The organism is Streptomyces sp. NPDC047453 (assembly GCF_040643155.1).
Classification (GTDB): Bacteria; Actinomycetota; Actinomycetes; order Streptomycetales; family Streptomycetaceae; genus Streptomyces.
Window position 1 is genome coordinate 31,229 of sequence record NZ_JBEYTS010000036.1, and the last position, 21,747, is coordinate 52,975.

At 72.1% G+C, this 21,747-nt stretch carries 21 protein-coding genes; 9 read left to right on the forward strand and 12 right to left on the reverse strand.

Annotated elements, in window-relative coordinates:
* Window positions 1-49: 49 nt before the first annotated feature.
* From ABZ818_RS26815 to ABZ818_RS26830, 4 genes are all read left to right on the forward strand, one after another.
* The gene (locus ABZ818_RS26815; protein WP_361419632.1) at window positions 50-1,231 is read left to right on the forward strand and encodes an acyl-CoA dehydrogenase family protein; all 1,182 of its coding nucleotides are present in this window, start codon (window positions 50-52) and stop codon (window positions 1,229-1,231) included.
* A complete protein-coding gene (locus ABZ818_RS26820; RefSeq protein ID WP_361419635.1) occupies window positions 1,228-1,968 on the forward strand; it encodes an enoyl-CoA hydratase/isomerase family protein in 741 nt (246 codons plus the stop codon). Before ABZ818_RS26815 ends, ABZ818_RS26820 begins: the two co-directional genes overlap by 4 nt.
* Entirely contained in the window at window positions 1,965-3,455 is a 1,491-nt protein-coding gene (locus tag ABZ818_RS26825) for a cytosine permease (protein WP_361419638.1), read from the forward strand. Before ABZ818_RS26820 ends, ABZ818_RS26825 begins: the two co-directional genes overlap by 4 nt.
* Before the next feature lie 117 nt (window positions 3,456-3,572).
* Complete coding sequence (locus ABZ818_RS26830) at window positions 3,573-4,457, forward strand: 3-hydroxybutyryl-CoA dehydrogenase (RefSeq protein ID WP_361419641.1); 885 nt, start codon at window positions 3,573-3,575, stop codon at window positions 4,455-4,457.
* A gap of 98 nt (window positions 4,458-4,555) precedes the next feature.
* Here the strand turns inward: ABZ818_RS26830 and ABZ818_RS26835 are convergent, their stop codons facing one another.
* From ABZ818_RS26835 to ABZ818_RS26860, 6 genes are read right to left on the reverse strand one after another with little or no spacing between them, the layout of a single operon-like run.
* Window positions 4,556-6,217: a histidine ammonia-lyase gene (locus tag ABZ818_RS26835; RefSeq protein WP_361419644.1), complete on the reverse strand. Its 1,662-nt coding sequence runs from the start codon at window positions 6,215-6,217 to the stop codon at window positions 4,556-4,558.
* 32 nt (window positions 6,218-6,249) lie between these two features.
* Window positions 6,250-7,329 carry a histidinol-phosphate transaminase gene (locus ABZ818_RS26840; protein ID WP_361419647.1) on the reverse strand — a complete coding sequence of 360 codons (1,080 nt, stop codon included), beginning with the start codon at window positions 7,327-7,329 and terminating at the stop codon, window positions 6,250-6,252.
* Window positions 7,326-8,027: a hypothetical protein gene (locus tag ABZ818_RS26845; RefSeq protein WP_361419650.1), complete on the reverse strand. Its 702-nt coding sequence runs from the start codon at window positions 8,025-8,027 to the stop codon at window positions 7,326-7,328. Before ABZ818_RS26845 ends, ABZ818_RS26840 begins: the two co-directional genes overlap by 4 nt.
* Entirely contained in the window at window positions 8,024-8,779 is a 756-nt protein-coding gene (locus tag ABZ818_RS26850) for an amino acid ABC transporter ATP-binding protein (RefSeq protein ID WP_361419763.1), read from the reverse strand. Before ABZ818_RS26850 ends, ABZ818_RS26845 begins: the two co-directional genes overlap by 4 nt.
* 8 nt (window positions 8,780-8,787) lie before the next feature.
* Complete coding sequence (locus tag ABZ818_RS26855; protein WP_361419653.1) at window positions 8,788-9,747, reverse strand: amino acid ABC transporter permease; 960 nt, start codon at window positions 9,745-9,747, stop codon at window positions 8,788-8,790.
* Window positions 9,744-10,643, reverse strand: a complete 900-nt coding sequence (locus tag ABZ818_RS26860; protein ID WP_361419656.1) for an ABC transporter substrate-binding protein — start codon at window positions 10,641-10,643, stop codon at window positions 9,744-9,746. Before ABZ818_RS26860 ends, ABZ818_RS26855 begins: the two co-directional genes overlap by 4 nt.
* 320 nt (window positions 10,644-10,963) lie before the next feature.
* Here ABZ818_RS26860 and ABZ818_RS26865 point away from each other — a divergent pair, with 320 nt between their 5' ends.
* Entirely contained in the window at window positions 10,964-11,686 is a 723-nt protein-coding gene (locus tag ABZ818_RS26865) for a CBS domain-containing protein (protein ID WP_361419659.1), read from the forward strand.
* A gap of 11 nt (window positions 11,687-11,697) precedes the next feature.
* Here the strand turns inward: ABZ818_RS26865 and ABZ818_RS26870 are convergent, their stop codons facing one another.
* Complete coding sequence (locus ABZ818_RS26870; RefSeq protein ID WP_361419662.1) at window positions 11,698-12,651, reverse strand: PDR/VanB family oxidoreductase; 954 nt, start codon at window positions 12,649-12,651, stop codon at window positions 11,698-11,700.
* A 263-nt stretch (window positions 12,652-12,914) separates the two neighbouring features.
* On the opposite strand from ABZ818_RS26870, the gene ABZ818_RS26875 reads away from it, so the two are divergent.
* Complete coding sequence (locus ABZ818_RS26875) at window positions 12,915-14,123, forward strand: cytochrome P450 (protein WP_361419665.1); 1,209 nt, start codon at window positions 12,915-12,917, stop codon at window positions 14,121-14,123.
* A gap of 41 nt (window positions 14,124-14,164) precedes the next feature.
* Here ABZ818_RS26875 and ABZ818_RS26880 read toward each other — a convergent pair whose 3' ends face one another.
* On the reverse strand, window positions 14,165-14,980 hold the full coding sequence (locus ABZ818_RS26880) for an IclR family transcriptional regulator C-terminal domain-containing protein (protein WP_361419668.1): 816 nt from the start codon (window positions 14,978-14,980) through the stop codon (window positions 14,165-14,167).
* Window positions 14,981-15,344: 364 nt separating this feature from the next.
* Between ABZ818_RS26880 and ABZ818_RS26885 the strand changes: the two genes are divergently transcribed.
* Window positions 15,345-15,779, forward strand: coding sequence for a helix-turn-helix domain-containing protein (locus tag ABZ818_RS26885; protein WP_361419671.1), 435 nt, complete (start codon window positions 15,345-15,347; stop codon window positions 15,777-15,779).
* A 67-nt stretch (window positions 15,780-15,846) separates the two neighbouring features.
* Here the strand turns inward: ABZ818_RS26885 and ABZ818_RS26890 are convergent, their stop codons facing one another.
* Window positions 15,847-16,725: an endonuclease/exonuclease/phosphatase family protein gene (locus tag ABZ818_RS26890; protein WP_361419674.1), complete on the reverse strand. Its 879-nt coding sequence runs from the start codon at window positions 16,723-16,725 to the stop codon at window positions 15,847-15,849.
* A gap of 275 nt (window positions 16,726-17,000) precedes the next feature.
* Between ABZ818_RS26890 and ABZ818_RS26895 the strand changes: the two genes are divergently transcribed.
* Complete coding sequence (locus ABZ818_RS26895; protein ID WP_361419677.1) at window positions 17,001-18,848, forward strand: exo-alpha-sialidase; 1,848 nt, start codon at window positions 17,001-17,003, stop codon at window positions 18,846-18,848.
* A 57-nt stretch (window positions 18,849-18,905) separates the two neighbouring features.
* Here ABZ818_RS26895 and ABZ818_RS26900 read toward each other — a convergent pair whose 3' ends face one another.
* A complete protein-coding gene (locus tag ABZ818_RS26900) occupies window positions 18,906-19,238 on the reverse strand; it encodes a putative quinol monooxygenase (protein WP_361419680.1) in 333 nt (110 codons plus the stop codon).
* 212 nt (window positions 19,239-19,450) lie between these two features.
* On the opposite strand from ABZ818_RS26900, the gene ABZ818_RS26905 reads away from it, so the two are divergent.
* Window positions 19,451-20,029, forward strand: coding sequence for a restriction endonuclease (locus tag ABZ818_RS26905; RefSeq protein ID WP_361419683.1), 579 nt, complete (start codon window positions 19,451-19,453; stop codon window positions 20,027-20,029).
* Window positions 20,030-20,108: 79 nt separating this feature from the next.
* Here the strand turns inward: ABZ818_RS26905 and ABZ818_RS26910 are convergent, their stop codons facing one another.
* Together ABZ818_RS26910 and ABZ818_RS26915 are read right to left on the reverse strand one after the other, a co-directional pair.
* Window positions 20,109-20,969, reverse strand: a complete 861-nt coding sequence (locus ABZ818_RS26910; RefSeq protein WP_361419686.1) for a cytochrome c biogenesis CcdA family protein — start codon at window positions 20,967-20,969, stop codon at window positions 20,109-20,111.
* A complete protein-coding gene (locus ABZ818_RS26915; RefSeq protein WP_361419689.1) occupies window positions 20,966-21,730 on the reverse strand; it encodes a DsbA family protein in 765 nt (254 codons plus the stop codon). The genes ABZ818_RS26910 and ABZ818_RS26915 overlap by 4 nt, the downstream gene beginning before the upstream one ends.
* Window positions 21,731-21,747: the final 17 nt, after the last annotated feature.

Sequence of the window (21,747 nt, forward strand, 5' to 3'; positions counted from 1 at the left end):
CGTCACCACTCGTCAGTAATCGCTCAGTCATTACGAGGAGAGACCCCTTATGGACTTCGCCTACACCCCGCGCCTGACCGAGCTGAAGGAACGTGCCGCCGCCCTCGCGGACAAGATCATGATTCACGAGGACGCCTGCGAGGCGAACAACGGACTGACACCCGAGGTGCTGCGCGGGATCCGCGACGACGTGCTCGCCAGTGGGCTGCAGGCCGTCAACATGCCCACCGAGTGGGGCGGCGCCGGACTGAGCGTCCTGGAGCAGGTCGTCGTCCAGGAAGAGCTGGGCAAGCTCACCAACGCCCTGTGGGACACCGTGTGGCGGCCCGCCAACGCCCTGTCCGCCTGCACCCCCGCACAGCGCGAGCGCTACCTCGTCCCCGACATCCTCGGGCAGCGCCGCGACGCCGTCGCCATCACCGAGGCCGACGCCGGCTCCGACCCGCAGGGCATCGCCACCACCGCCACACCGACCGCGGACGGCTACCGCATCGACGGCGAGAAGTGGTTCGTCACGGTCGGCGACGCCGCGGACTTCTTCCTCGTCCTGGCCCTGGTCGGCGAGGAGCGGGCGCCGACCCTCTTCCTCGTCGACAAGGACCTGCCGGGCGTACGCCTCAAGCGCGTTCCCCGCTACATGCACACCTTCGTCTACGAGCACCCCGAGTACGTCTTCGAGGGCGTCGAGGTCGGCGCGGACGCGGTGCTCGGCGAGGTCGGCGGCGGCTACGACCTGACCCGCAGCTGGTTCACCGAGGAACGCCTGATGATCGGTGCCCGCACCGTCGGCGCCGCCGAACGCGCCCTCGCCCTGGCCACCGAGTGGGCCCGGGAACGCGTCCAGGGCGGCCAGGCCCTGATCGAGCGCCAGTTGATCCAGGGCATGCTCGCCGACAGCGCCGTGGACATCGCCGTCAACCGCGCCTTCGTCCACCAGGTGGCCTGGGAGTTCGACCAGGGCGGCGACCGCAAGACACTGCACGCCAAGGCGGCCATGGCCAAGCTGTCCGCCTCCGAGGCCGCGGGCCGGGTCGCCGACCGGGCCGTGCAGATCTTCGGAGGGCGCGGCTACATGCGCGACTACCCCGTGGAGCGGCTCTACCGCGAACTGCGCGTCGACCGCATCTGGGAGGGCACCTCCGAGATCCAGCGCCTCGTCATCGCCAACGAGATCGGCAAGCGCGGCCTGGGCATGCTCGACTTCCCGACGACCGGAAGCACCCGCGCGTGAGCGCCGGCACCGTCGAGATCCGGCGCCGCGGCGGCACCGCCGTGCTGACGCTGCGCCGGGAGGCGAAACTCAACGCCCTCTCCACGCACCTGGAACGCGAGCTGCTGCGCGCCCTGGACGACAAGGCCGTCACCACCAGCCGCGCCGTCGTCCTCACCGGCGGCGACCGGGTCTTCTCCGCGGGCGCCGACACCGGCGAGCTGCGCGACATGACCCCGGAGGCGATCGCCGCGTACTACCGCGACTCGGGAGCGGTGTACGAGAAGGTGGCCGCCCTGCCGCAGCCCACCGTGTCCGCCATCGCCGGCTACTGCCTCGGCGGCGGCCTGGAGCTCGCCCTGGCCACGGACTTCCGCGTGGCGGACCCGACCGCCGTGTTCGGTCTGCCCGAGGTCGGCATCGGCATCCTGCCCAGCTCCGGCGGCACCTACCGCACGGTCCGCGCCGTCGGACCGGCCCGCGCCCGTGAACTGGTCCTGCGCGGACGCCGCCTGGACGCCGAGCAGGCCCTCGCCTGGGGCCTGGTCACCGAGGTCTGCGAGACCGGCGGGCACGTGGAGGCGGCCCACGGCATCGCCGGCGAACTGGCCGCGCTGCCGCCCCTCGCGGTGGCCGTCACCAAACGCGTCATCGACGCCGCGACGGACTCCCCACGAGAGTCCTCCCTACTGCTGGAACAGCTCGCGTACGCGTCCCTCAACCAGGCCACCCGCACCCCCACCGAGGACCCGACATGACCGTCACCTCGCGTTCCACCCCCGCAGCGGCGGCCGAGCCCCCCAGCGGCCGACCGGTCATCGAGACCCGTTCCATCGACTACGTGCCCCTGGCCGAACGCCACGGCAAGGTCTGGCACCTGTTCCCGGTCTGGTTCGCCGGTGACGCTCACCTGGCCACGGTCGCCACCGGCGCCATCGGGGTCGCCCTCGGCGGCAACCTGATCTGGACAGCGATCGCGGTCGTCCTGGGCAGCGCCTTCGGCACGTTCTTCATGGCCTTCCACTCCACCCAGGGCCCCCAGCTCGGCCTGCCCCAAATGGTGCAGTCCCGACCGCAGTTCGGCTTCGTCGGCGCCCTGCTCGTGTGGGTCACCGCGCTCACCACGTACATCGGGTACACCGCGTTCAACGAGATCCTGGTCGGCCGCACGCTGGAGCACCTGGCCCACGTGCCCAACGGGGCGAGCTACATCGGCTACGCCGTGGTGGGCATCGTCCTGGCGGTGATCGGCTACGACTTCATCCACCGGGCGTCGCGCTGGCTGACGTACCTCATGTTCGTGGCCCTGATCGTGTTCACCGTGGGCGTCGTCGTGGCCGACCCGTTCAGCTCCGCGCAGCTCGACCTGGGTGCCTTCGCGCTGTCCCCCTTCCTGGTCCAGTTCTTCACCGCGGCCGTCTACCAGCTCTCCTGGTCGATCTACGTCTCCGACTACTCCCGCTACCTGCCGCCGACGGTGGGCGTGCGCTCCTCGTTCTGGTGGACCTACCTCGGGGCGACGATCGGCGGCGCGTGGATGATGCTGGTCGGCACCGTGGCCGCCGGGCTGTTCCCGAAGCTGACACTCGTCGAGTCGATCATCTCCGCCGGAAACGAGGTCTTCCAAGGATTCGGCATGACGCTGCTGCTGGCCTCGGTCCTGCCGCTCATCACCATCGGCACCCTCAACTTCTACGGCGGCAGCCTGACCCTGCTGTCGAGCATGGACTCGGTGCGCCGGATCAAACCCACCGTCGCCAAGCGCGTCGCCACCCTCCTGGTGATCGGCCTGGTGTCCACGGCGATCGCCTTCGGCTCCGACGAGACGTTTCTCCAGCAGTTCGAACACTTCCTCGTCGTGCTCGGCTACCTCTTCACCCCGTGGACGGCGATCAACCTGGTCGACTTCTACGTGGTGCGCCGCGGCCACTACTCGATCCGGGAGATCTTCAACCCACGAGGAACCTACGGGCGTTGGAGTTGGCGCGGGCTGGTGTCCTACGCCGTCGGCTTCGCCTCGATGATGCCGTTCGCGGTCGTCGGCGACAGCATGGGGCCCGTGGCCCGCTGGATGGGCGGCCTGGACATCACCATGATCGTCGGCCTGGTCGTCTCGGCCGGCCTGTATCTGCTGGTCTGCCGATCGCTGGACGTGGAGGGCGAGCGCGCCGTCGTCGACCACGCCGACGACGGCCTGGACCCGGACGTCCCGCAGGGTACGTCGCTGACGGCACACACCGCGTGACCACGGCCGCCTCCGTCCCGTCCGGTACGCCCGCGCCGTTCGGTACCCCCGCCGCGCGGGCGGTCGTAGGGGGCCACCGGGCCCCGCCCCGTTCACCAGCGAAGGGACAGACGACTCGTGGACATCCAGGGTGCTGCGGACCTCCCGCAGCGGATCGGCGTCGTCGGCGCCGGCCAGATGGGCTCGGGCATCGCCGAGGTCTGCGCCCGGGCCGGCCTGGACGTCCTCGTCGCCGAGAGCGGACCCGACGCGCTCGCCGCCGGGCGGCGGCGCATCGAACAGTCACTGGCCCATGGCGTGCGCAGGGGAAAGCTGTCGGAGGCCGACCGCGAACAGGTCCTTGCCGGGATCCGACTGACCACCGATCTCGGGGACTTCGCGGACCGCGACCTGGTCGTCGAGGCCGTCGCCGAGACCCAGCGGGCCAAGGCCGACGTCTTCGCCGTCCTGGACAAGGTCGTGGCACGCGAGGACGCCGTCCTCGCCTCCAACACCTCGTCGATCCCGATCGTCCGACTCGGCATGGCCACCACCCGGCCCGAGCACGTCATCGGCATTCACTTCTTCAACCCGGTCCCCGTTCTGCCCCTGGTGGAGCTGGTGCCCTCCCTGGTGACGGGCGAGCGGACCCGGGCACGCGCGGAGCGCTTCGCCACCGCCGTGCTCGGCAAGAGGGTCATCCGCTCCACGGACCGCGCCCGGTTCGTGGTGAACGCGCTCCTCGTGCCGTACCTGCTGTCCGCGATCCGGATGCTCGAATCCGGTTTCGCCTCCGCCACCGACATCGACCAGGGCATGGTCCTCGGCTGCGCGCACCCGATGGGCCCGCTGGCGCTCGCGGACCTGATCGGGCTCGACACCACGCAGGCGATCGCCGAGTCGCTGTACGCCGAGTTCAAGGAGCCGTTGTACTCTCCGCCCCCGCTGTTGCAGCGCATGGTGGAGGCGGGCCACCTCGGCAAGAAGACCGGCCGCGGCTTTCACCGCTACCCGGCCGCCTGAGCCCGGCGTCCGACCGGTGTGACGGCCGGACACGCGAGCGCACATTCGATGACGACGAATTCGACGACCGGCTCCAACAACCGCCCCGGCGTGGGCGGTCAGGGTGTTCCTTCGGGGTGCACGGCCCGCACCGCCTCGACGACGGAGCCGCTGTGCACCAGGTCGACGGCCGCGCGGACCCGGGGGTACAGGACGACGTCCCGCGTGATGTGGTCGATGGCCCGCCCGTCGGCGGACCGGGTGGTGCGTACGAGTTCGAGGACCGCCCGGCTCGCGCTGGACAGCACCGAGGCGTCGGCGTCCTGTTCGGCCAGGCGCAGTTCGAGTGCCTGCGCGGCCATCAGCAGCTCGATGCCGATGACGGCCTCGATGTTGGCGACCACCTGCCGGGCGTGCCGGCCGGCGTTGTTCGCCATCGAGACGTGGTCCTCCTGGTTCGCGCAGGTCGGGATCGAGTCGACGCTGTCGGGATGGGCCAGCGTCTTGCAGTCCGACACCAGCGCGGCCGCGAGGTACTGCGGCAGCATGTAGCCGCAGTCCATGCCCACCTTCTCGCTGGCGACGAGCATGTCCGGCAGCCCGCGGTTGAGGGAGCCGTCGTCGAGTCGGAACAGCCGGCGCTCGGCGATGCTGCCGATCTCGGTGACGGCGATGGCGAGGAAGTCCGCGGCGAACGCGAGGTACTGGGCATGGAAGTTGCCGCCGGAGACCGCCTTGAGGCCACGGGTCGCCGGCAGGTCCGGGAACACGAGCGGGTTGTCGGTGGCCGCGTTGATCTCGGTCTCCACGATGCCGTGCACGAAACGCAGTGTGTCGCGGACCGGTCCGAGTACCTGCGGTGTGCAGCGCAGCGAGTACGCGTCCTGCGGCGGCCGCCGCACCGGGTCGCGGTCCACGTCGCCGTCGATCAGGCCGCTGTCGCCGAGCAACTGCCGGATGCGGGCCGCGGACTCGATCTGGCCGCGGTGCCCGCGGGCCTGGTGGATCTGCGGGAGGAACGCGTCCCCGAAGCCCATCAGCGCCTCGATGGACATCGCCGCGGTGATCTCGGCGGTGGCGAGCAGGTTCCGCGCGTCCGCGAGGGCGAGGGCCACCTGCGCCGTGGAGAACGACGTGCCGTTGGTGAGGGCGAGGCCCTCCTTCGCGCGCAGCACGATCCGCTCGATCCCGGCGTGGCGCATGGCCTCGAAACCGCTCACGATCTCGCCGTCCCGGAACGCCTCGCCGCTGTCGAGCTCGACGTCCTCGCCGGCCGGACGCGACAGCACGATCGCCAGGTGGGCCAACGGGATCAGGTCGCCGCTGGCGCCCAGGGAGCCGTATTCGGGGACCGCCGGGTGCACCCCGGCGGCGAGCATCCGCGCGAGGGTCTCGGGCAGCTCGGGCCGGACGGCCGAGTGGCCGCGGGTCAGGCTCGCGGCCCGGATCAGCATGGCGGCGCGCACCACCTCCTGGTCCAGATAGCGGCCCACCCCGCTGGCGTTGGAGACGATCAGCCGGCGGGACAGCTCGGCGGCGTCCTCGGCGGTGGCGAAGGCCTGCCGTCCGGCCAGCGAGCCGAAGCCGGTGTTGACGCTGTAGATCGGCTCCACCGGCTCGCCGGCCCGCATGCCCTCGACGATCGAGTCGACCCACTGCTCGCTCGCACGCATGGCTTTCACGGCGCTCTCGCCGACGACGACCCGACGGCCGCCGCGTGCGACGGCGAGGAGATCGTCGAGGGAAACGGGCGCTTCGCCCAAGGTCACTGGCTCGGTCATGGGTTCCTCCTGGGCAGAGGCTACGTGTCGTCTCAGGGGCTGCAATCGGCTGTTCTCAGGGGGTGAGAACAGCGCCGGGCCGCGGCGACCACGGCGGCGTTGGCGTCCTCGTCGCCGACGGTGATCCGCACGCCCTCACCGGGGAACACGCGCACGGCGATGCCGGCGAAAGTGCACTGCCGCAGGAACTCCTGGCTCGCGTCCCCGAACGGCAGCCAGACGAAGTTGGTCCCGGACGCCGGCACCTCCAGGCCCGCCGCGCGCAACTCCGCGACGAGCCGGTCCCGCGAGGCGGTGAGCCGCCGTACCCGACGCGCCGTCAGCTCCGGCTCGTCCAGGGTCGCCAGCGAGGCGGCGAGTGCGGGCGCGCTCAGCGTGAACGGCAGCGCCACGCGCCGGGCGGCGTCGAGCACCGCGGGGTCGGCCACGCAGTAGCCCACCCGCAGACCGGCGAGGGCGTAGGCCTTGGAGAAGGTCCGCAGTACGGCGACGTTCGGATACGACCGCTGAAGCCGCACCCCGTCGTCGGTTCCGCCCGCCGGCACGAACTCGCGGTACGCCTCGTCCACGATGATCAGCACGTCCTCCGGAACGGCCGCGACGAAGGCGGCCAGGGCGCCCGGCGGCAGCACGGTCGAGGTCGGGTTGTTGGGATTGCAGACGAGGACCGCGCGCACGTCGAGCGTCAGCGCCGCCGCGACCGCGGACAGGTCGGGCGCCGCGTCGCGCAGCGGCACCTCCAGCGGGGTCGCGCCCGCGGCGGCGACCAGGATCGGGTAGGCCTCGTAGGAGCGCCACGCGTAGGCGACCCGGTCCCCGGGGCCGGCGAACGCGCGCACCAACTGCTCCAGTACGGCGATGGAGCCGCCGCCGGTGAGTACCTGTTCCGGGCGGACTCCCAGGTGGCCGGCTAGACGCGTTTCGAGTTCGGCGGGCCGCAGCGGCGGGTAGCGGTGGGCGGCACCGGCACTGGCCGCGATCGCGGCCCGCACCGCGGCCGACGGCGGAAAGGGCGACTCGTTGGAACCCAGCCGGTGCGTCGGCTCGTCCCCGACCCTGCCACCGCCGTAGGCGGGCAGACGCAGAACTCCCGCACGGGGGCGCGGCGTCATACGGTCACCACCCCACCGGGGTGCAGGCCGTCGCAGGCGAACGCCCCGTCGGGGGGCAGGCTGTGGCGGGCCGGCGCCTCGTCGGGCGCGGGTACCTCGCTGGGGTGCAGGCCATGACGGGAGGGCATCTCGCCGGGTTGCAGGCCATGGCGGGCGAGGGCCCCACTGGGGAGCAGGCCGTCGCAGGCGCGTACCTCGACGGGGAGCATGCCATGACGGGAGGGCACCTCGCCGGAGTGCAGGCCTCGGCGGGTGAGGGCCCCACTGGGGAGCAGGCCGTCGCAGGCGCGTACCTCGACGGGGAGCATGCCATGACGGGAGGGCACCTCGCCGGGGTGCAGGCCTCGGCGGGTGAGGGCCCCACCGGGGTGCAGGCCATGGCGGGCGACGGCCCCACCGGGGTGCAGGCCATGGCGGGTGAGGGCCCCACCGGGGTGCAGGCCATGGCGGGTGACGGTCCCACCGGGGAGCAGGCCGTCGTGGGCAGGGATCGCGACCCGTCGGCTGCGGATGACGTCCGTTCCGGTCGTCGCGCCGGGATCCGCGCGCCGGGGGCGCGGGATCCGGCCGGGGCCGGACGGGCCCTGGCCGCGGCGGCGGGCACGCCGCTCCCCGGCGGCCCGGACCGTCCGCGCGCGTCCGCCGGGCGCCTCCCGCAGCCGGACGCCGACTCCGCGTCCACTCCCGCGCGCGCTCACGCCAGGACCTTCGACAGGAAGGTACGGGTGCGCTCGTGGCGCGGATCGCCCAGCACCGCGGCGGGTGGACCGCTTTCCACGAGCACGCCGTCGGACATGAAGTGCGCGACGTCGGCGACCTCCCGCGCGAAGGCCATCTCATGGGTCACCACGATCATGGTCATGCCGCCCTCGGCCAGGTCGCGCATCACGTCCAGCACCTCGCCGACGAGTTCCGGGTCCAGTGCCGAGGTGGGCTCGTCGAACAGCATGAGCGCCGGACGCATGGCCAGCGCCCGGGCTATCGCCACGCGCTGCTGCTGCCCGCCCGACAACTGGCCCGGGTAGTGCAGCGCCTTGTCGGCCATCCCCACCCGTTCCAGCAGAGCGTGAGCCTCGTCCAGCACGTCCCGTCGGCGCGCGCCCTTGACGGTGACCGGGCCTTCCAGCACGTTCTCCAGCGCGGTGCGGTGCGGGAAGAGGTTGAACTGCTGGAACACCATGCCGATCCGCGCCCGGCGGCGCGCCACCTCACGATCGTTCAGCTCGTGAAGCCGGCGACCGACGCGGCGGTACCCGACGAGGTCCCCGTCGACCCACATGCGTCCCGCGTCGAGCTTCTCCAGGTGGTTGATGCAGCGCAGGAACGTGCTCTTGCCCGAGCCGGAGGGACCGAGCAGGCAGGCGACCTCCCCTCGGGCGACCCGCATGCTCACTCCGCGCAGCACCTCGACATGACCGAACGACTTGTGCACGTCACTGGCTTCGAACATGGGCTCACTCATGACGCGCTCCGCAGTGAGGTGGTGGCTTCGACGGGGGCGGCGGGCCGAGCGCGCAGCAGCCGCGACGGCCGGGTCCGGCGCGAGGAGGTGACCTGGAAGCCGCGCCCGAAGTGCCGTTCGACGTAGTACTGCGCGACGGAGAGCACCGCGGTGATCGTCAGGTACCACAACGCCGCGACGATCAGCAGGGGAATGGTCTGGAAGGTGCGGGAGTAGATCAGCGACGCGGAGGTGAGCAGTTCGGCGTAGCCGATCACCAGCACCAACGAGGTGTACTTCAGCATGCCGATCGTCTCGTTGCCGGTCGGAGGGATGATCACCCGCATGGCCTGGGGCAGCACGACGCGGCGCATCACCTGGCCCCGGCTCATGCCGATCGCCTGCCCCGCCTCGGTCTGGCCGCGCGGCACGGCGAGGATGCCGGAACGGACGATCTCGCTCATGTACGCGCCCTCGTTGAGGCCGAGGCCCAGGGTGGCCGCGAGGAACGGCGTGATCAGGCTGTTGGTGCCGGCCGAGGCCAGCTCCGGTCCGAACGGGATCCCGATCGAGATCCGGGGCAGCAGCGCGGAGAGGTAGAACCAGAACAGCAGCTGCACCAGCAGGGGCGTCCCGCGGAAGAACCACGAGTACAGCCAGGCCACCTTGGACAGGACGGGGTTGGGGGAGAGCCGCCCGATCGCGACCACGACCCCGATCACCAGCCCCATCACCATGGCGATGCCGGTGAGTTCGAGCGTGCGGGCGACGCCGGTGAGGATCGGCGCGGAGAACAGGTACTGCCACACCACCGGCCACTGCAGCCGCTCGTTCGTGACGAGCAGGTGCAGGGCCATCGCGGCGAGCACGGCGAGGGACAGCAGGGCGAGCCAGCGTCCCGGGTGGCGGGCCGGTACGATCGGGTCGCCCTCCTGTTCGGCCGGCTTGGCCTCTACGGTGGGGGCGGGGCTGCTCATGACGTCACCCCGTTGATGGGGAAGCTGTCCAGAGTGCCCGTCTCCTGGCCGTACTTGGCCAGGATCTTCTGGTAGGTGCCGTCCTGCGCAAGCCGCTCCAGTGCCTTGGCGAACGCCTGCTCGAGGGCCGTGTCGCCCTTGCGGAAGACGATGCCGAAGCTGCCGCTCTCGTACGGCGGTAGCATCGTGAACGCGCCGGTCCGACCAGCCACGTAGCCGCCCGCGGTCGAGTCGATCAGGGCCGCGTCGGCCCGTCCGCTCTGGAGGGCGAGCACCATCTGGTTCTGCCCGGGGAAGATGGAGATCTCCGGCGCGGGCCTGCCGTTCGCCCGGCACTTCTTGATCTGGTCCTGACCGTCCTGGACCTCGGTCGTCCCCTTGTCGATGGCCACCTTCAGACCGCACAGGTCGTCGAGGGCGGCCACCTTGTGCGGGTTGTCCTTGGGCAGCATGATTCCGCCGCCGGCCTTGAGGTAGTCGACGAAGTCGACCTGCTTCTGCCGCTCGACGGTGTCGGACATCGCCGACATCGCCAGGTCGTAGCGCTCGGCGGCCAGGCCGGGGATGATCGCGTCGAACGCGGTGTTGTGGAAGACCAGCTTGACGCCCAGCAACTTCTCGAATTCGTCAGCGAGTTCACGGTCGACGCCCTGCACCGTGGTGTTGTCGGCCGCGTAGGACTCGAACGGCGGGTATTCGATGTTGCTGGCGACGTCGAGGGTCGTCTTTCCGGCCGCCGCGTTCCGCATGAGCGAGTGCAGCGGCGCGTTCGTGGCGGCGGCGGCGCGGTCCGGTGGTGCTTTCGTGGCGGAGCCGCAGGCGGCCAGCAGGCAGGCGCCGGCGGTGGCCAGGACGAGCGCGGTACAGGACGGGCTCCGACGGCGGGAAAGAGGCATGGACGGCTCCTGTCGAAGTCCTCGGCGCGCGGTCCCGTGCCGCGGTGAAGCGGCTGGGACGGCGCGGGCCCTGTCGGCCGGCCACCGGTTCGCGCTCCGGTGCGCGGGGTGCGCGGGACGGCGGCTCGGTGCCTGGAAGCTAGGGCGGCGACCGGCAGGCGCCAACGAGCCGTTCTCAGCGGGCGAGAATCCGCCAACGGCCGAAACGGATGACCACGCGGGGGACGAAGGGACTTTCGGGGTCCTGGCAGGGACTGTTCGGCCTCAGCGGCAAGGCGGCGCGTGCGGTGGACTGGAGGCGACAGGAAGGGCGCCGAGTGATGAGACGACGCAGCGTGGGCGAGCTGATGAGCCCCACCGCCGTGAGTGTGCGACCGGGCACGGCGTTCAAGGAGATCGCACGCGTCCTCGACGAGTACGACATCACCGCCGTCCCGGTGGTCGACGACGAGGACCGGCCGATCGGGGTGGTGTCCGAGGCGGACCTGCTCCGCAAGCAGACCCGCGGAGGTGTCGGGAGGAACGCGGGGGAGCTGATGACGAGCCCCGCCGTCGTCGCGGAGCCCGGCTGGCACGCCGTGCGTGCCGCACGGACGATGGAGCGGCACAAGGTCAAGCGCCTGCCGGTGGTGGACGGCGACGGCCGGCTGATCGGCGTGATCAGCCGCAGCGACCTGGTGCGGCAGTTCCTGCGCCGGGACCGCGAGATCCAGCAGGAAATCCTGGAGGACGTCATCGTACGGACGGTGGGCCTGCGGCCCTCGGCGCTCGCGGTCGAGGTCGCCGAGGGCCGGGTCGTCCTCAGCGGCACCGTGGAGCACAGGAGCCTGATCCCGGTCACCGTGCGGCTGTGCGACAGCGCCGACGGCGTGGTGGAGGTGGTCAACCGGCTCGGCTTCGACCGGGACGACACCGTGGACCCTCCCGCCGTACGCGGCGGTTCGGCTCGTGCGGATGCCGGCGTGCGTGCGGCGCCGGGCGGTGGGCACGGCCTGTCGTCGGTGCTGTCAGCGCCCCGGCTCCGCTTCGGACGCCGCTGGTGAGCCGCCGGTAGTCAAACGTCCAGGATCAGGCGTTCACCCAGGCACCGCGAGACGCAGATCATCATGGTCTCGCCCGCGGCGCGTTCCTCCTCGCCGAGCACCCGGTCACGGTGGTCCGGCTCGCCCCCGAGAACCGCCGTCTCGCAGGTCCCGCAGACGCCTTCCCGGCAGGAACTGAGCGTCCGCACGCCCGCCTGCGACAGCGCGTCGAGGATCGACTGGCGGGCACCCACGGTGATCTCGCGGCCGTCGCGGGTCCGCACCGTGAACGGCCGGTCGCCCTCGCGGCGCGCGCCGCCGGGATCGGCGGTGAAGTGCTCCACGGTGAGCTTGGTCCCGGGGCGGGCCCTGGCGTAGTCCTCGACTGCGGTGAGCAGTCCGGGCGGACCGCACGCGTACACGTCGGCGTCCGCCGCTCCCAGTTTGTCGAGCTCCGCCGTGACGTCGGCGACGCCCGACTCGTCGTCGCGGTGGAGCCGTACCCTGTCCCCGTACCGGGCCAGCTCCGCGGTGAACGCCATGGAGGCGGCGGCCCGCCCCAGATACAGCAGCGTCCAGTCCTTGCCCGCCGCGTCGAGCGCGGCCGCCATCGGCAGCAGCGGCGTGATCCCGATTCCTCCCGCGACGAGGACGCAGCGGTCGGCTCCGAGGTCCAGTGGGAAGGTGTTGCGGGGGGTGCTCACCAGCAGGGTGTCCCCGGCGCGGACACGGTCGTGCAGGTGGACCGAGCCGCCGCGCCCGCCGGGTTCGCGCAGCACCGCGATCCGCCAGCGTGCCTCGTCCGGAGCCGACGACAGGGAGTACTGCCGGATCAGATCGCGGGAGAGCACGACGTCGATATGGGCCCCCGGCGTCCACGGCGGCAGGGCCCGGCCGTCGCGCGCCGCCAGGACGAGGGAGACGACTCCCGCCGCTTCCGTCGTCACCTCCTCGACCGTGACGGTCACGAACTGCTGCGCCGACATGGCTCCTCCGTCTCCGACTCGGCCTGTGCGGGGCGCGTTTCGAGGCACCCCGATCGCCGCATCGTGCGGAGCGCGGCCGCCACGCGGCAACGGCCTTTCTCAGCAGGCGATAACAGCCGTGTCCCGGACGCCCGCCGCCGAACTACCGTTCCTGCGCGGCGCCCGGCACGAGGCGGTGCAGCCCGGCGCCCGTCGCCCGGCACGCCCGGCCACACCGCCGGCCCGCAACTCGACCACCACCCGCGCCCACCCGAGGGGGCCTGATGACCAGCACCGCCGCCGACGGCGTCGTCGCATCCATCCCGGACGACCCCTACGACGACGCCAACCTGACCGACCCCTACCCGCTGTTCGACCGCATGCGCGAGGCGGGACCGGCGGTCTGGCTGGAGCGGTACGGCGTCCACGCCTTCACCCGCTTCGAGCAGTGCCGGCAGATCCTCGCCGACCACGAGACGTTCATCTCCGGCGCCGGGGTCGGTCCGCGCAACTACCACCAGGAGCCGCCGTGGCGCCCCGCGGGCATCCTCGACTCCGACCCGCCCGCGCACACCCCGCTGCGCACCGCGATGGCCGGAGTGATCTCCCCCCGCAACATCCGGGTGCTGCGCGCCGTATTCCAGGAGTTCGCCGTGCGGCTCGTGGACAGGGTCCTGGAACAGCGCGAGTTCGACGCCATCACCGAACTGGCCGAGCTGTTCCCGATCGAGGTGTTCGGCAACGCGGTCGGCATACCACGCGAAGGGCGAGCGGAGAACCTGCTGCCGCACGGTGCCATGAACTTCTCCGCGTTCGGACCCGAAGACGCCCGCTACGCACGGTACTTCGCCGCCGGCGAGGGGACCGTCGAGTGGGTGATGAGCAACTGCGCCCGCGAGAACCTGACCCCGGACGGCCTCGGCGCCAAGATCTGGGAGTACGCCGACCAGGGCGTGATCACCCCGGACGAGGCGACCCGGCTGGTGCGCGCCTTGCTGTCGGCGGGCCTGGACACGACCGTACTGGCCATCGGCAACACCATGAAATGCCTGGCCACCCACCCCTCCGAATGGGCGGCCCTGCACGAGAGCCCCGCGCTGGCCCGGTTCGCCGTCGACGAGGCGCTGCGCTTCGAGTCGCCCTTCCAGTCCTTCTTCCGCACCACCTCCCGCGAGGCGGCGTTCCACGGGGTGCCCCTCGCCGAGGACACGAAGATCGCGCTGTTCATGGGCGCGGCCAACCGAGATCGGCGCCGGTTCGGGGACGACGCGGGCGAGTACCGGATCGAGCGGGACGCCTCCGGGCACCTGGCGTTCGGCATCGGCATCCACCAGTGCGTGGGCCAGCCGATCTCCCGGCTGGAGATGGACGTCCTGTTCAGCGAACTGGCCCGGCGGGTGCGGACGGTGGAACTCGTGGGTGAGCCGGTGCCGTTCCTGCACAACACACTGCGGGGCTGGACGCGCCTGCCGGTCCGGGTCACCCCGGCCTGAGGAGCCGCGGGGGGCGTCCGGCGGGTGCGCGCGGCCGACGTTCACCCGATGGGCAGCGGCGCGGCCCGGTGCTCCAGCAGCTCGCCGAGCTGTCGGCCGGCCGCCCGCAGCCGGCTCTGGGCGTGCCGGCGCCAGGCCGAGCCGCACCGGTTCTCGGGCCCGGCCACGGTCAGCGCGCACAGCACCTCGCCTCCCGCCACGACGGGCACCGCCACCGCCACCGCGCCCTCACTCAACTCGCCCCTGGTGACCAGGAAACCGCTCTGGCGGACCCGGTCGATCTCGGTGGCCAGCTGAGCGCGTCCCAGGGTGCGGGCGGTGATGCCGCGCAGCGGCTGCTCCAGCACGTGGTCGATCACGGCACGCGGAGCATGGGCCAGCAGCAGGCGCTGGCCCGCTCCCGCGTAGAGCGGCAGCAGTTGGTTGATCCGGAACGCCATCCGGATCGGGTGGGGCGACTGGGTCTGCCGCAGGCACATGGCCCGTGTACCGACCCGCACGGTCAGCACGGCCGTCTCGCCCGTCGCGTCCGTCAGCTCCTGGAGCAGCCCGTGGCCCAGCTCGACCAGGCGGGTGTGGGTCAGGTGCTGACCGGAGATCTCCAGCAGCCGCCAGCCGGGAGCGTAGGTGCCCGCGCGCTCCTCCACCAGGTCCAGCTCGCGCAGGGTGCGCAGATACCGGTAGACGGTGCTCACCGGGATCCCGGCGTCGGCGGCGATCTTCTCGACCCGGGCCTCACCCGACTCGGCCACGCTGATCAGCACGTTGAGGCCGCGCTGGAACGAGACGCCCGGTGACACCCCGGACCGGCCCGCACCACCCGCGTCGCCCGCACCGCAGGGGACCACTTTTGTCATGAAGCCCTCCTCGGCCTGCCCATGGGGCGTCAGCGGTCGCCGTGCGGAGCGGCGGGGGCGTCAGCGTAAACGATCGTCCCCGCCTCGCACGAGACCTCGACCGTGCCGTATCGAGGGCTGTCGCGCACACCTCGTTCTCGCCCCGTGAGAACGCCTCTCGCCGTGTCGCGGACCCCGTGCCCGCACTGCGGCGACCGCTCCCGCACGGGCCGCGGCCGACGCTTCGGCGGCCACCGCCGCCGGCCGGACCGCCGTGGACACCGGAGCCGTGGGCACCGGAAGGTGAGCGTGCCGTTCGGGCGATCCCGTTCCCGTCGGTCAGCGGGCGAGGCCGCCCAACGCGGTCAGCAGCCGGTCGACGTCGTTGCCTCCGTACCCCTTCGTCCTGGCGGGGCCCTGCGGGGACACCGTCGTCGTACGCGACTGCTCCCCGAGGCTGGCCGAACCGCTGGTGCGGGCCAATGTGCTGGCCCTGGGCGGCGCGGCGGCGCTGGCCACCCACCCCGTCACCGCCGGCCGGCTCGCCGGGATCGGCGTGCCCGGTTCCGTCAGCGCCTGCCTGGGCCTGGGCGAGCGTTTCCTCGCCGCGGTCGACGGCCCTGGCTCCTCCCCGGAGCGACTGGCCGCCGCGCTGGGCGGTGAGCTGGTCGCCACAGGACGTGCCCTGGGGCTGCACCGCAACACCGTGACCGCCCGGCTGCGGCAGGTGCGGGACCGAATCGGCGTGGACCTGGACGATCCCGGCCACCGACTCGCCCTCCAGATGGCCTGCCGCGCGGTGCAGCCGGCACCGGAGTGACGCCCGCATCCCGTTGGGGCGGTGAGACCGGCCGGCGCGTCGTGGACGCCGGCGCTGCCGTGAAAGGTCAGCGGCCGCGCCGGTGGAGTTCCAGGTCCGCGACCACGGGGCGGTGGTCGGACGCCTCCGTGGCGATCTCTCGGGTGCCGGCCACGGTGATGTCGGGGGAGACGGTCACGAAGTCGATGCGCTTTTCCGGACGGACGGCCGGGTACGTCCCGCCGCCGTCCGGGGCGGCGTCCCTGAGCCGCCGCCACAGCGGTGCCAACTCCGGAGCGTTCGCCTCGGTGTTGAAGTCCCCGACCAGGATCTTCGGGCCGCGGTCGGCGGCGAGCACGTCGAGCATGTCCGCGACCTGGGCCCTGCGGACGGACGGGTTGGCCCGGTAGTCCAGGTGGGTGTCGTAGACGTGCACGTGCGATCCCCTGACGTTGAGAGTCACCTCGGCGAAGCCGGGCGCCGGGGCCGGCACCGGATCGGGCGTCTGGGTGGAGAGCCGGGTGATCTCGTGGTTCTCGGCCTCGAGCACCGGGTGGCGACTCAGCACGGCGACGCCGAACCGGCGGCGGTCCGCGCCCGGGGTGGCCGGGTCCATGTCGTAGATCGGTGCGAAGAACACCCGCATGCCCAGCTTCTCCGCCAGCGCCCGGGCCTCGTCGGCGAAGTCGCTGCGGGCGCCCCAGTGGACGTCGACCTCCTGGAGACCGACCACGTCGGCGTGCAGATCGCGTATCGCCCGTGCGGTGCGGTCGAGGTCGAAGACCTCGTCCTCTCCGGCCCCGGCGTGGATGTTGTAGGTCGCCACCCGCAGCGGCACCGCGGGTGCGCGGGACCCGGCGGTGCCGGCGTCCGCGGCCGTCGCCGGTGCCGCCATGGCGAGCGCGGCGGTGGCGGCGAGCACGGCGGCGAGGCCGCGCCGGACAGGACGTCGGAACGTGGGCTTCATGCCGTCGATCCCTTCACCGTCGTCTTGGCGAGTCACACAACAGCCTTTGTGACGAGTGTGGTTGACGATGCCGCCCGCGTCGAGACCGTCTCCGGCGAGTACCTGACGGAGATTCAGCGCCGTGGCGAGCCGTGTTCCGCCTGGCACAGCACAGAGGGTTCACGTCAGACGTCAGACGTCATATGATCCGCGTCGACGGCAGACGCCCTGCCGTTCTGAGCGATAGGACAGCGATGTCTCACTTCCGGCGAAGGCTCCGATGGGGAGCAGGTCTGGTGGGGCTCTCCACCGTCGTGGCACTGGCGGGCGGCGTGCCCGCGACCGCGGCCACCGATCAGGCACCGGACTTCGATGCCACGCCCCCTCAGGCCGGCAAGCCCTTCTACGCGGAGCAGCAACTCGCGGCCAACGGCGAGGGTTTCCCGAACTACCGCATCCCGGCGCTGGCCGTCACCAACCGCGGTGACATCCTCGCCGCCTACGACGGCCGGCCCACCGCGATCGACGCCCCCGGCCCCAACTCCATCCTGCAGCGCCGCTCCACCGACGACGGCGCCACGTGGGGGGAGCAGACGATCGTCCACGGGGGCAAGCGGGAAGCGCCCATCGAGGGCTACTCGGACCCCAGTTACCTCGTCGACCGCTCCACCGGCGACATCTTCAACTTCCACGTGAAGTCCTTCGACCAGGGCTTCGGCGGGTCCCGGCCCGGCGTCGACCCCCAGGACCGCAACGTGCTCCACGCCGAGGTCAGCGTCTCCCACGACGACGGCCTCACCTGGCAGCACGAGGTCATCACCTCGGACGTCACCGCCGACCTCGGCTGGCGCTCCCGGTTCGCCGCGTCGGGCCAGGGCATCCAGCTGAAGTACGGCAAGTACGCCGGGCGGCTGCTCCAGCAGTACACGATCATCAACGGCGCCGGTGTCTTCCAGGCCGTGTCCGTGTACTCCGACGACCACGGAAGGACCTGGAAGGCCGGCGAACCGGTCGGCTCGGGCATGGACGAGAACAAGACCGTGGAGCTCTCCGACGGCCGCGTCATGCTCAACTCCCGCGACTCCGGCCGCTCCGGCTACCGCAAGGTCGCGATCTCCGACGACGGCGGCGTCACCTACGGCAAGGTGACCGTCGACCGGGAGCTGCCCGACCCGGCGAACAACGCCTCCATCGTCCGCGCCTTCCCCAACGCGCCGCAGGGCTCGGACCGCGCCAAGGTGCTGCTGTTCTCCAACGCGGGCTCCACCAGCCAACGGGCCAACGGCACCGTCCGGATGAGCTTCGACGACGGCCAGACGTGGCCGGTCGCCCGGGTCTTCCAACCGGGCGGCATGGCCTACTCGACCCTGGCGACCCTGCCCGACGGCAACGTCGGCCTGCTCTACGAGCCCGACGGCGGCAACGGCGGCATCCGCTTCGCCCGCTTCAACCTCGCCTGGCTCCAAGGCGTCGCCGCGCCGCTCACGGCCGAGAACCTCACGGTCGAACGCGGCGGCACGGCGGCCTTCGAGCTCACGGTGGCGAACCAGAGCGGCTCGGCGCTCCAGGTGAAGGACCTCACCCTCGGGGTGCCGGCGGGCTGGACGTACGAACTGACGCCGCCGGACCGGATCCTCCCCGGCTACTCCAAGACCGTCACCGCCACCCTCACCGTCCCCGAGGACGCGACCGGGGGCACCTACCCCGTGACCGCCACGCTCACGGACACCAAGGGGCGCACCTCCCGGGGTTCCCTCACCGTCGAGGTGCCGAAGACGGCCGACGAGAGCACACCGGGCCGCATCCAGGTGACCGGCGGCACGCTCACCAACCCGCGGAACGACGGCTACCAGGCCGGTGACAGGCTGGTCTTCACCTACACCGTCACCAACCTGTCCGACGCGGCCACCACGGTGGTGCCGAGCGGGAACCTCAAGGACCTCGACCCGGCGGCCGACTCACGCAACTGCCGGTGGCGCGGCCTCGCGGCGCACGCCTCCTACACGTGCTCCTTCCCGTACCACGTCGTCTCGCAGGAGGACCTGGACGCGGGGCACTTCACGCCGGTGACCGAGTGGACCTCGACCTCGGACGACACCGTCACCGTGGTCGGGCACACCGGCGGACGCGTCGAACTGGGCTGACCCGCCCCCTCGTCGAACCGCCTCGTGGGAGAACTCCCGCGAGGCGGTGGGTCATGGTCATTCCTGTCCGGAGACGGCCATCTCGCCCAGCAGCGACCAGTCGTCCTGCGCCAGGGTGGTGTTGACGATCCGAGGCGTCTCGGCGAGGTGGGGCGGCAGGGTCCGCTGCGCGGCCCTGAACTGCTCCGACTGCACGTGGGCCGCCCCCGCCTCGTCGTCGCGGAAGGCCTCGACCAGGACGTACTCCGTCGGGTCCTCGACGCTGCGGGACCAGTCGAACCACAGGCAGCCCGGCTCGGCGCGGGTGGCCGCGGTGAACTCGGCGGCGATCCGCGGCCACTGGTCGGCGTACTCGGGGCGGACACGGAACTTGGCGGTGATGAAGATCATCGGTCTCCCTCATTGGTTCTCTGCGCGCAGCCGCGCCGCCCGCTGCCCGGTCCCGCGCGCGAACGGCGCCACAGGGGTGCGGTGGATCGGCTGAACACGGCCGTAGCCGTGACAGGTCGGACACGGCAGGCTGTGAAGATCGTAGCCGACGGAGAACACACCGCCCGGGGGTGCGGCGGTGCGCCGCCGCAAGGGGGAGGGGACGGAACCGGATGGGGATCGCGCTGCTGGTGGCGTTGACCGCCGTCGTGGCCGCGGCCGTCGTCACCGGCCTGGTACGGGCCGGGCGACGCGAGGCACAGGCGGAGAGGACCCGACTCGCCGAGGAGGCGCGGCGACGGGCGCGCCGGTCGCTGGACGCGGTGTGGGCGATGGACGACCGGCAGTTCGAGGAGTACGTCGCCGAACTGTGCCGCCGGGACGGCTGCACCGACGTCCGGCGGGTCGGCGGCGCCGGCGATCTGGGCGCGGACGTGACCGGCCGCTTGCCCGACGGCCGCCGTCTCGTCATCCAGTGCAAGCGGTACGCCAAGCACCGTACCGTCGGCAGCCGTGACCTCCAGACCTTCAACGGCACCGCGCGAGCCGAGCACCGAGCCGACGTCCCGGTCTTCGTCGCCTCCTGCGTCTTCACCCGGCCGGCCCGCGAGTTCGCGGCCCGGCACCGACTGTGCCTCGTCGACGTCGATCTGCTCGGCTTCTGGAACGGCGGCACCGCGTTGACCTCGTTCCTGGACCTGGACATCGGCCGGTCCGGAACCAACCGCCGGCTGCGCCCGGACCACGACTGACGGGAGTCGCGTGTGCCGTGGGCGGACGGGACACCGGCGGGATGCTCCGCGCACGGCACACGGGGCATCTTCCGTCCGGTCAGGCGGCGGAGTCGGTGCCTTCTCCGCCCTCCCCGCGCGGGAGCCGGCGGAGCCGCAGCACGGCCACCGCCGCCGTACCGGCGCCGGCCAGGGCCAGCACCAGCAGGAGAACCCGGTCCGAGACGGCCTCGCCGAGCCGCCTCGCGCCGCTCTCCCAGGCCGCCTCGGTGTCGATGTCGAGGAGGGAGGGCAGTGCCGAGGTGCCGTCGAAGAGCAGGAACACGACGCCCAGCAGGACGAAGAGGATCCCGCCGGCCAGCGAGGTGGTGTGCACGGTCAGAGGTCCCCACCGCAACGCGCGCCCCCGCAGCCAGCGCCGGCGCCCGAGGTCCCAGCGGTCCCACAGCAGCGCCAGGACGAACAGCGGGACGGCCATGCCCAGCGCGTAGATGGCCAGCAGGAGACCGCCGTGCAGAGGGCTGCCGTCGAGCGCCGCGACGGTGAGGATGCCGCCGAGGATGGGACCGGCGCAGAAGCCCGCCAGTCCGTAGACGGCGCCCAGGGCGAAGACGGACACGGCGGACCCGGTCCTGCGGGTGCCCGCCGCCTGCTGAAGACGGCGGGAGCCGAAGCCGAGGCCCAGGATCTGCGCCAGTCCCAGTGCGATCATCGTCCAGCCGCCGAGCAGGACCAGCAGTTCGCGGTGCCCGTAGAACAGGCGGCCGGCGAAGGAGCCGGCCACACCGAGCGGTACCAGCGTGGTGCACAGCCCCGCGTAGAAGACGGCGGTACGCAGTGACAGTCGGGTGCGGCCGGTGAAGGAGTAGGCGAAGAACGCCGGCAGCAGCAGCGCACTGCACGGGCTGAGCAGTGCCAGCAGGCCGCCGAGGAAGGCGGTCGCGGCGGTGATCCCGCTCATCGCCCGGCTTCCTTCGCGGCCTTCTCGACGGCGGCGGTGAACGTGCTCAGCGGCTGCGCGCCGAGGATGGGTGTGGAGTTGACGAGGAAGGCGGGCGTGCTGGAGACCCCGAGCGCGTATCCCTCCTCCTGGTCCCTGCTCACCGACACCTCGGCGGCCTCGGACTTCAGGTCGGCCTCGAAGCGGTCGAGGTCGGCGACGCCCGCCTCGCGGGCCATCTCGCGAAGCCGGGAGGAGGAGAAGGCGCCGTTGTTGCGCGGGCGTTCCTTGGCGTAGACGACGTCGTGGAACTGCCAGAACCGCCCCTGCTGTCCAGCGGCCCAGGAGGCGCGGGCGACGCGCTCCGATTCGGCGCCGAACACGGGGAAGTTCCGCCACTCGATGCGCAGCAGGCCCTTGTCCACGTACGACCGGACGAGTTCCGGCTTGGTCTCCCGCGCGAACTTGCCGCAGAAGGGGCACTGGAAGTCCTCGTAGGCGATCAGTACGACGGGCGCGTCGGCGCGGCCCAGGGCCAGCGGGTCCTTCTGGTCCCTGCGGGCCAGGGCGAGCAGGGACTTCTGCTGTTCGTCGGGGGTGGCTCCGGCCGCGGACGGCGAGACGGCGGCGGACGGCGAGACGGCGGCGGCCGGCCGGTCCCGGGACACGGAGTCCCCGGAACGGCCGCCGAGGGCGGCCGCCACGGCGACGGCGGCGGCCGCACCGCCGCCCACGGCGATCCAGGTCAGACGGCGACGGTGGGCACGAGGGGAGGAAGGCATGGGGCACCTCCGAAAGT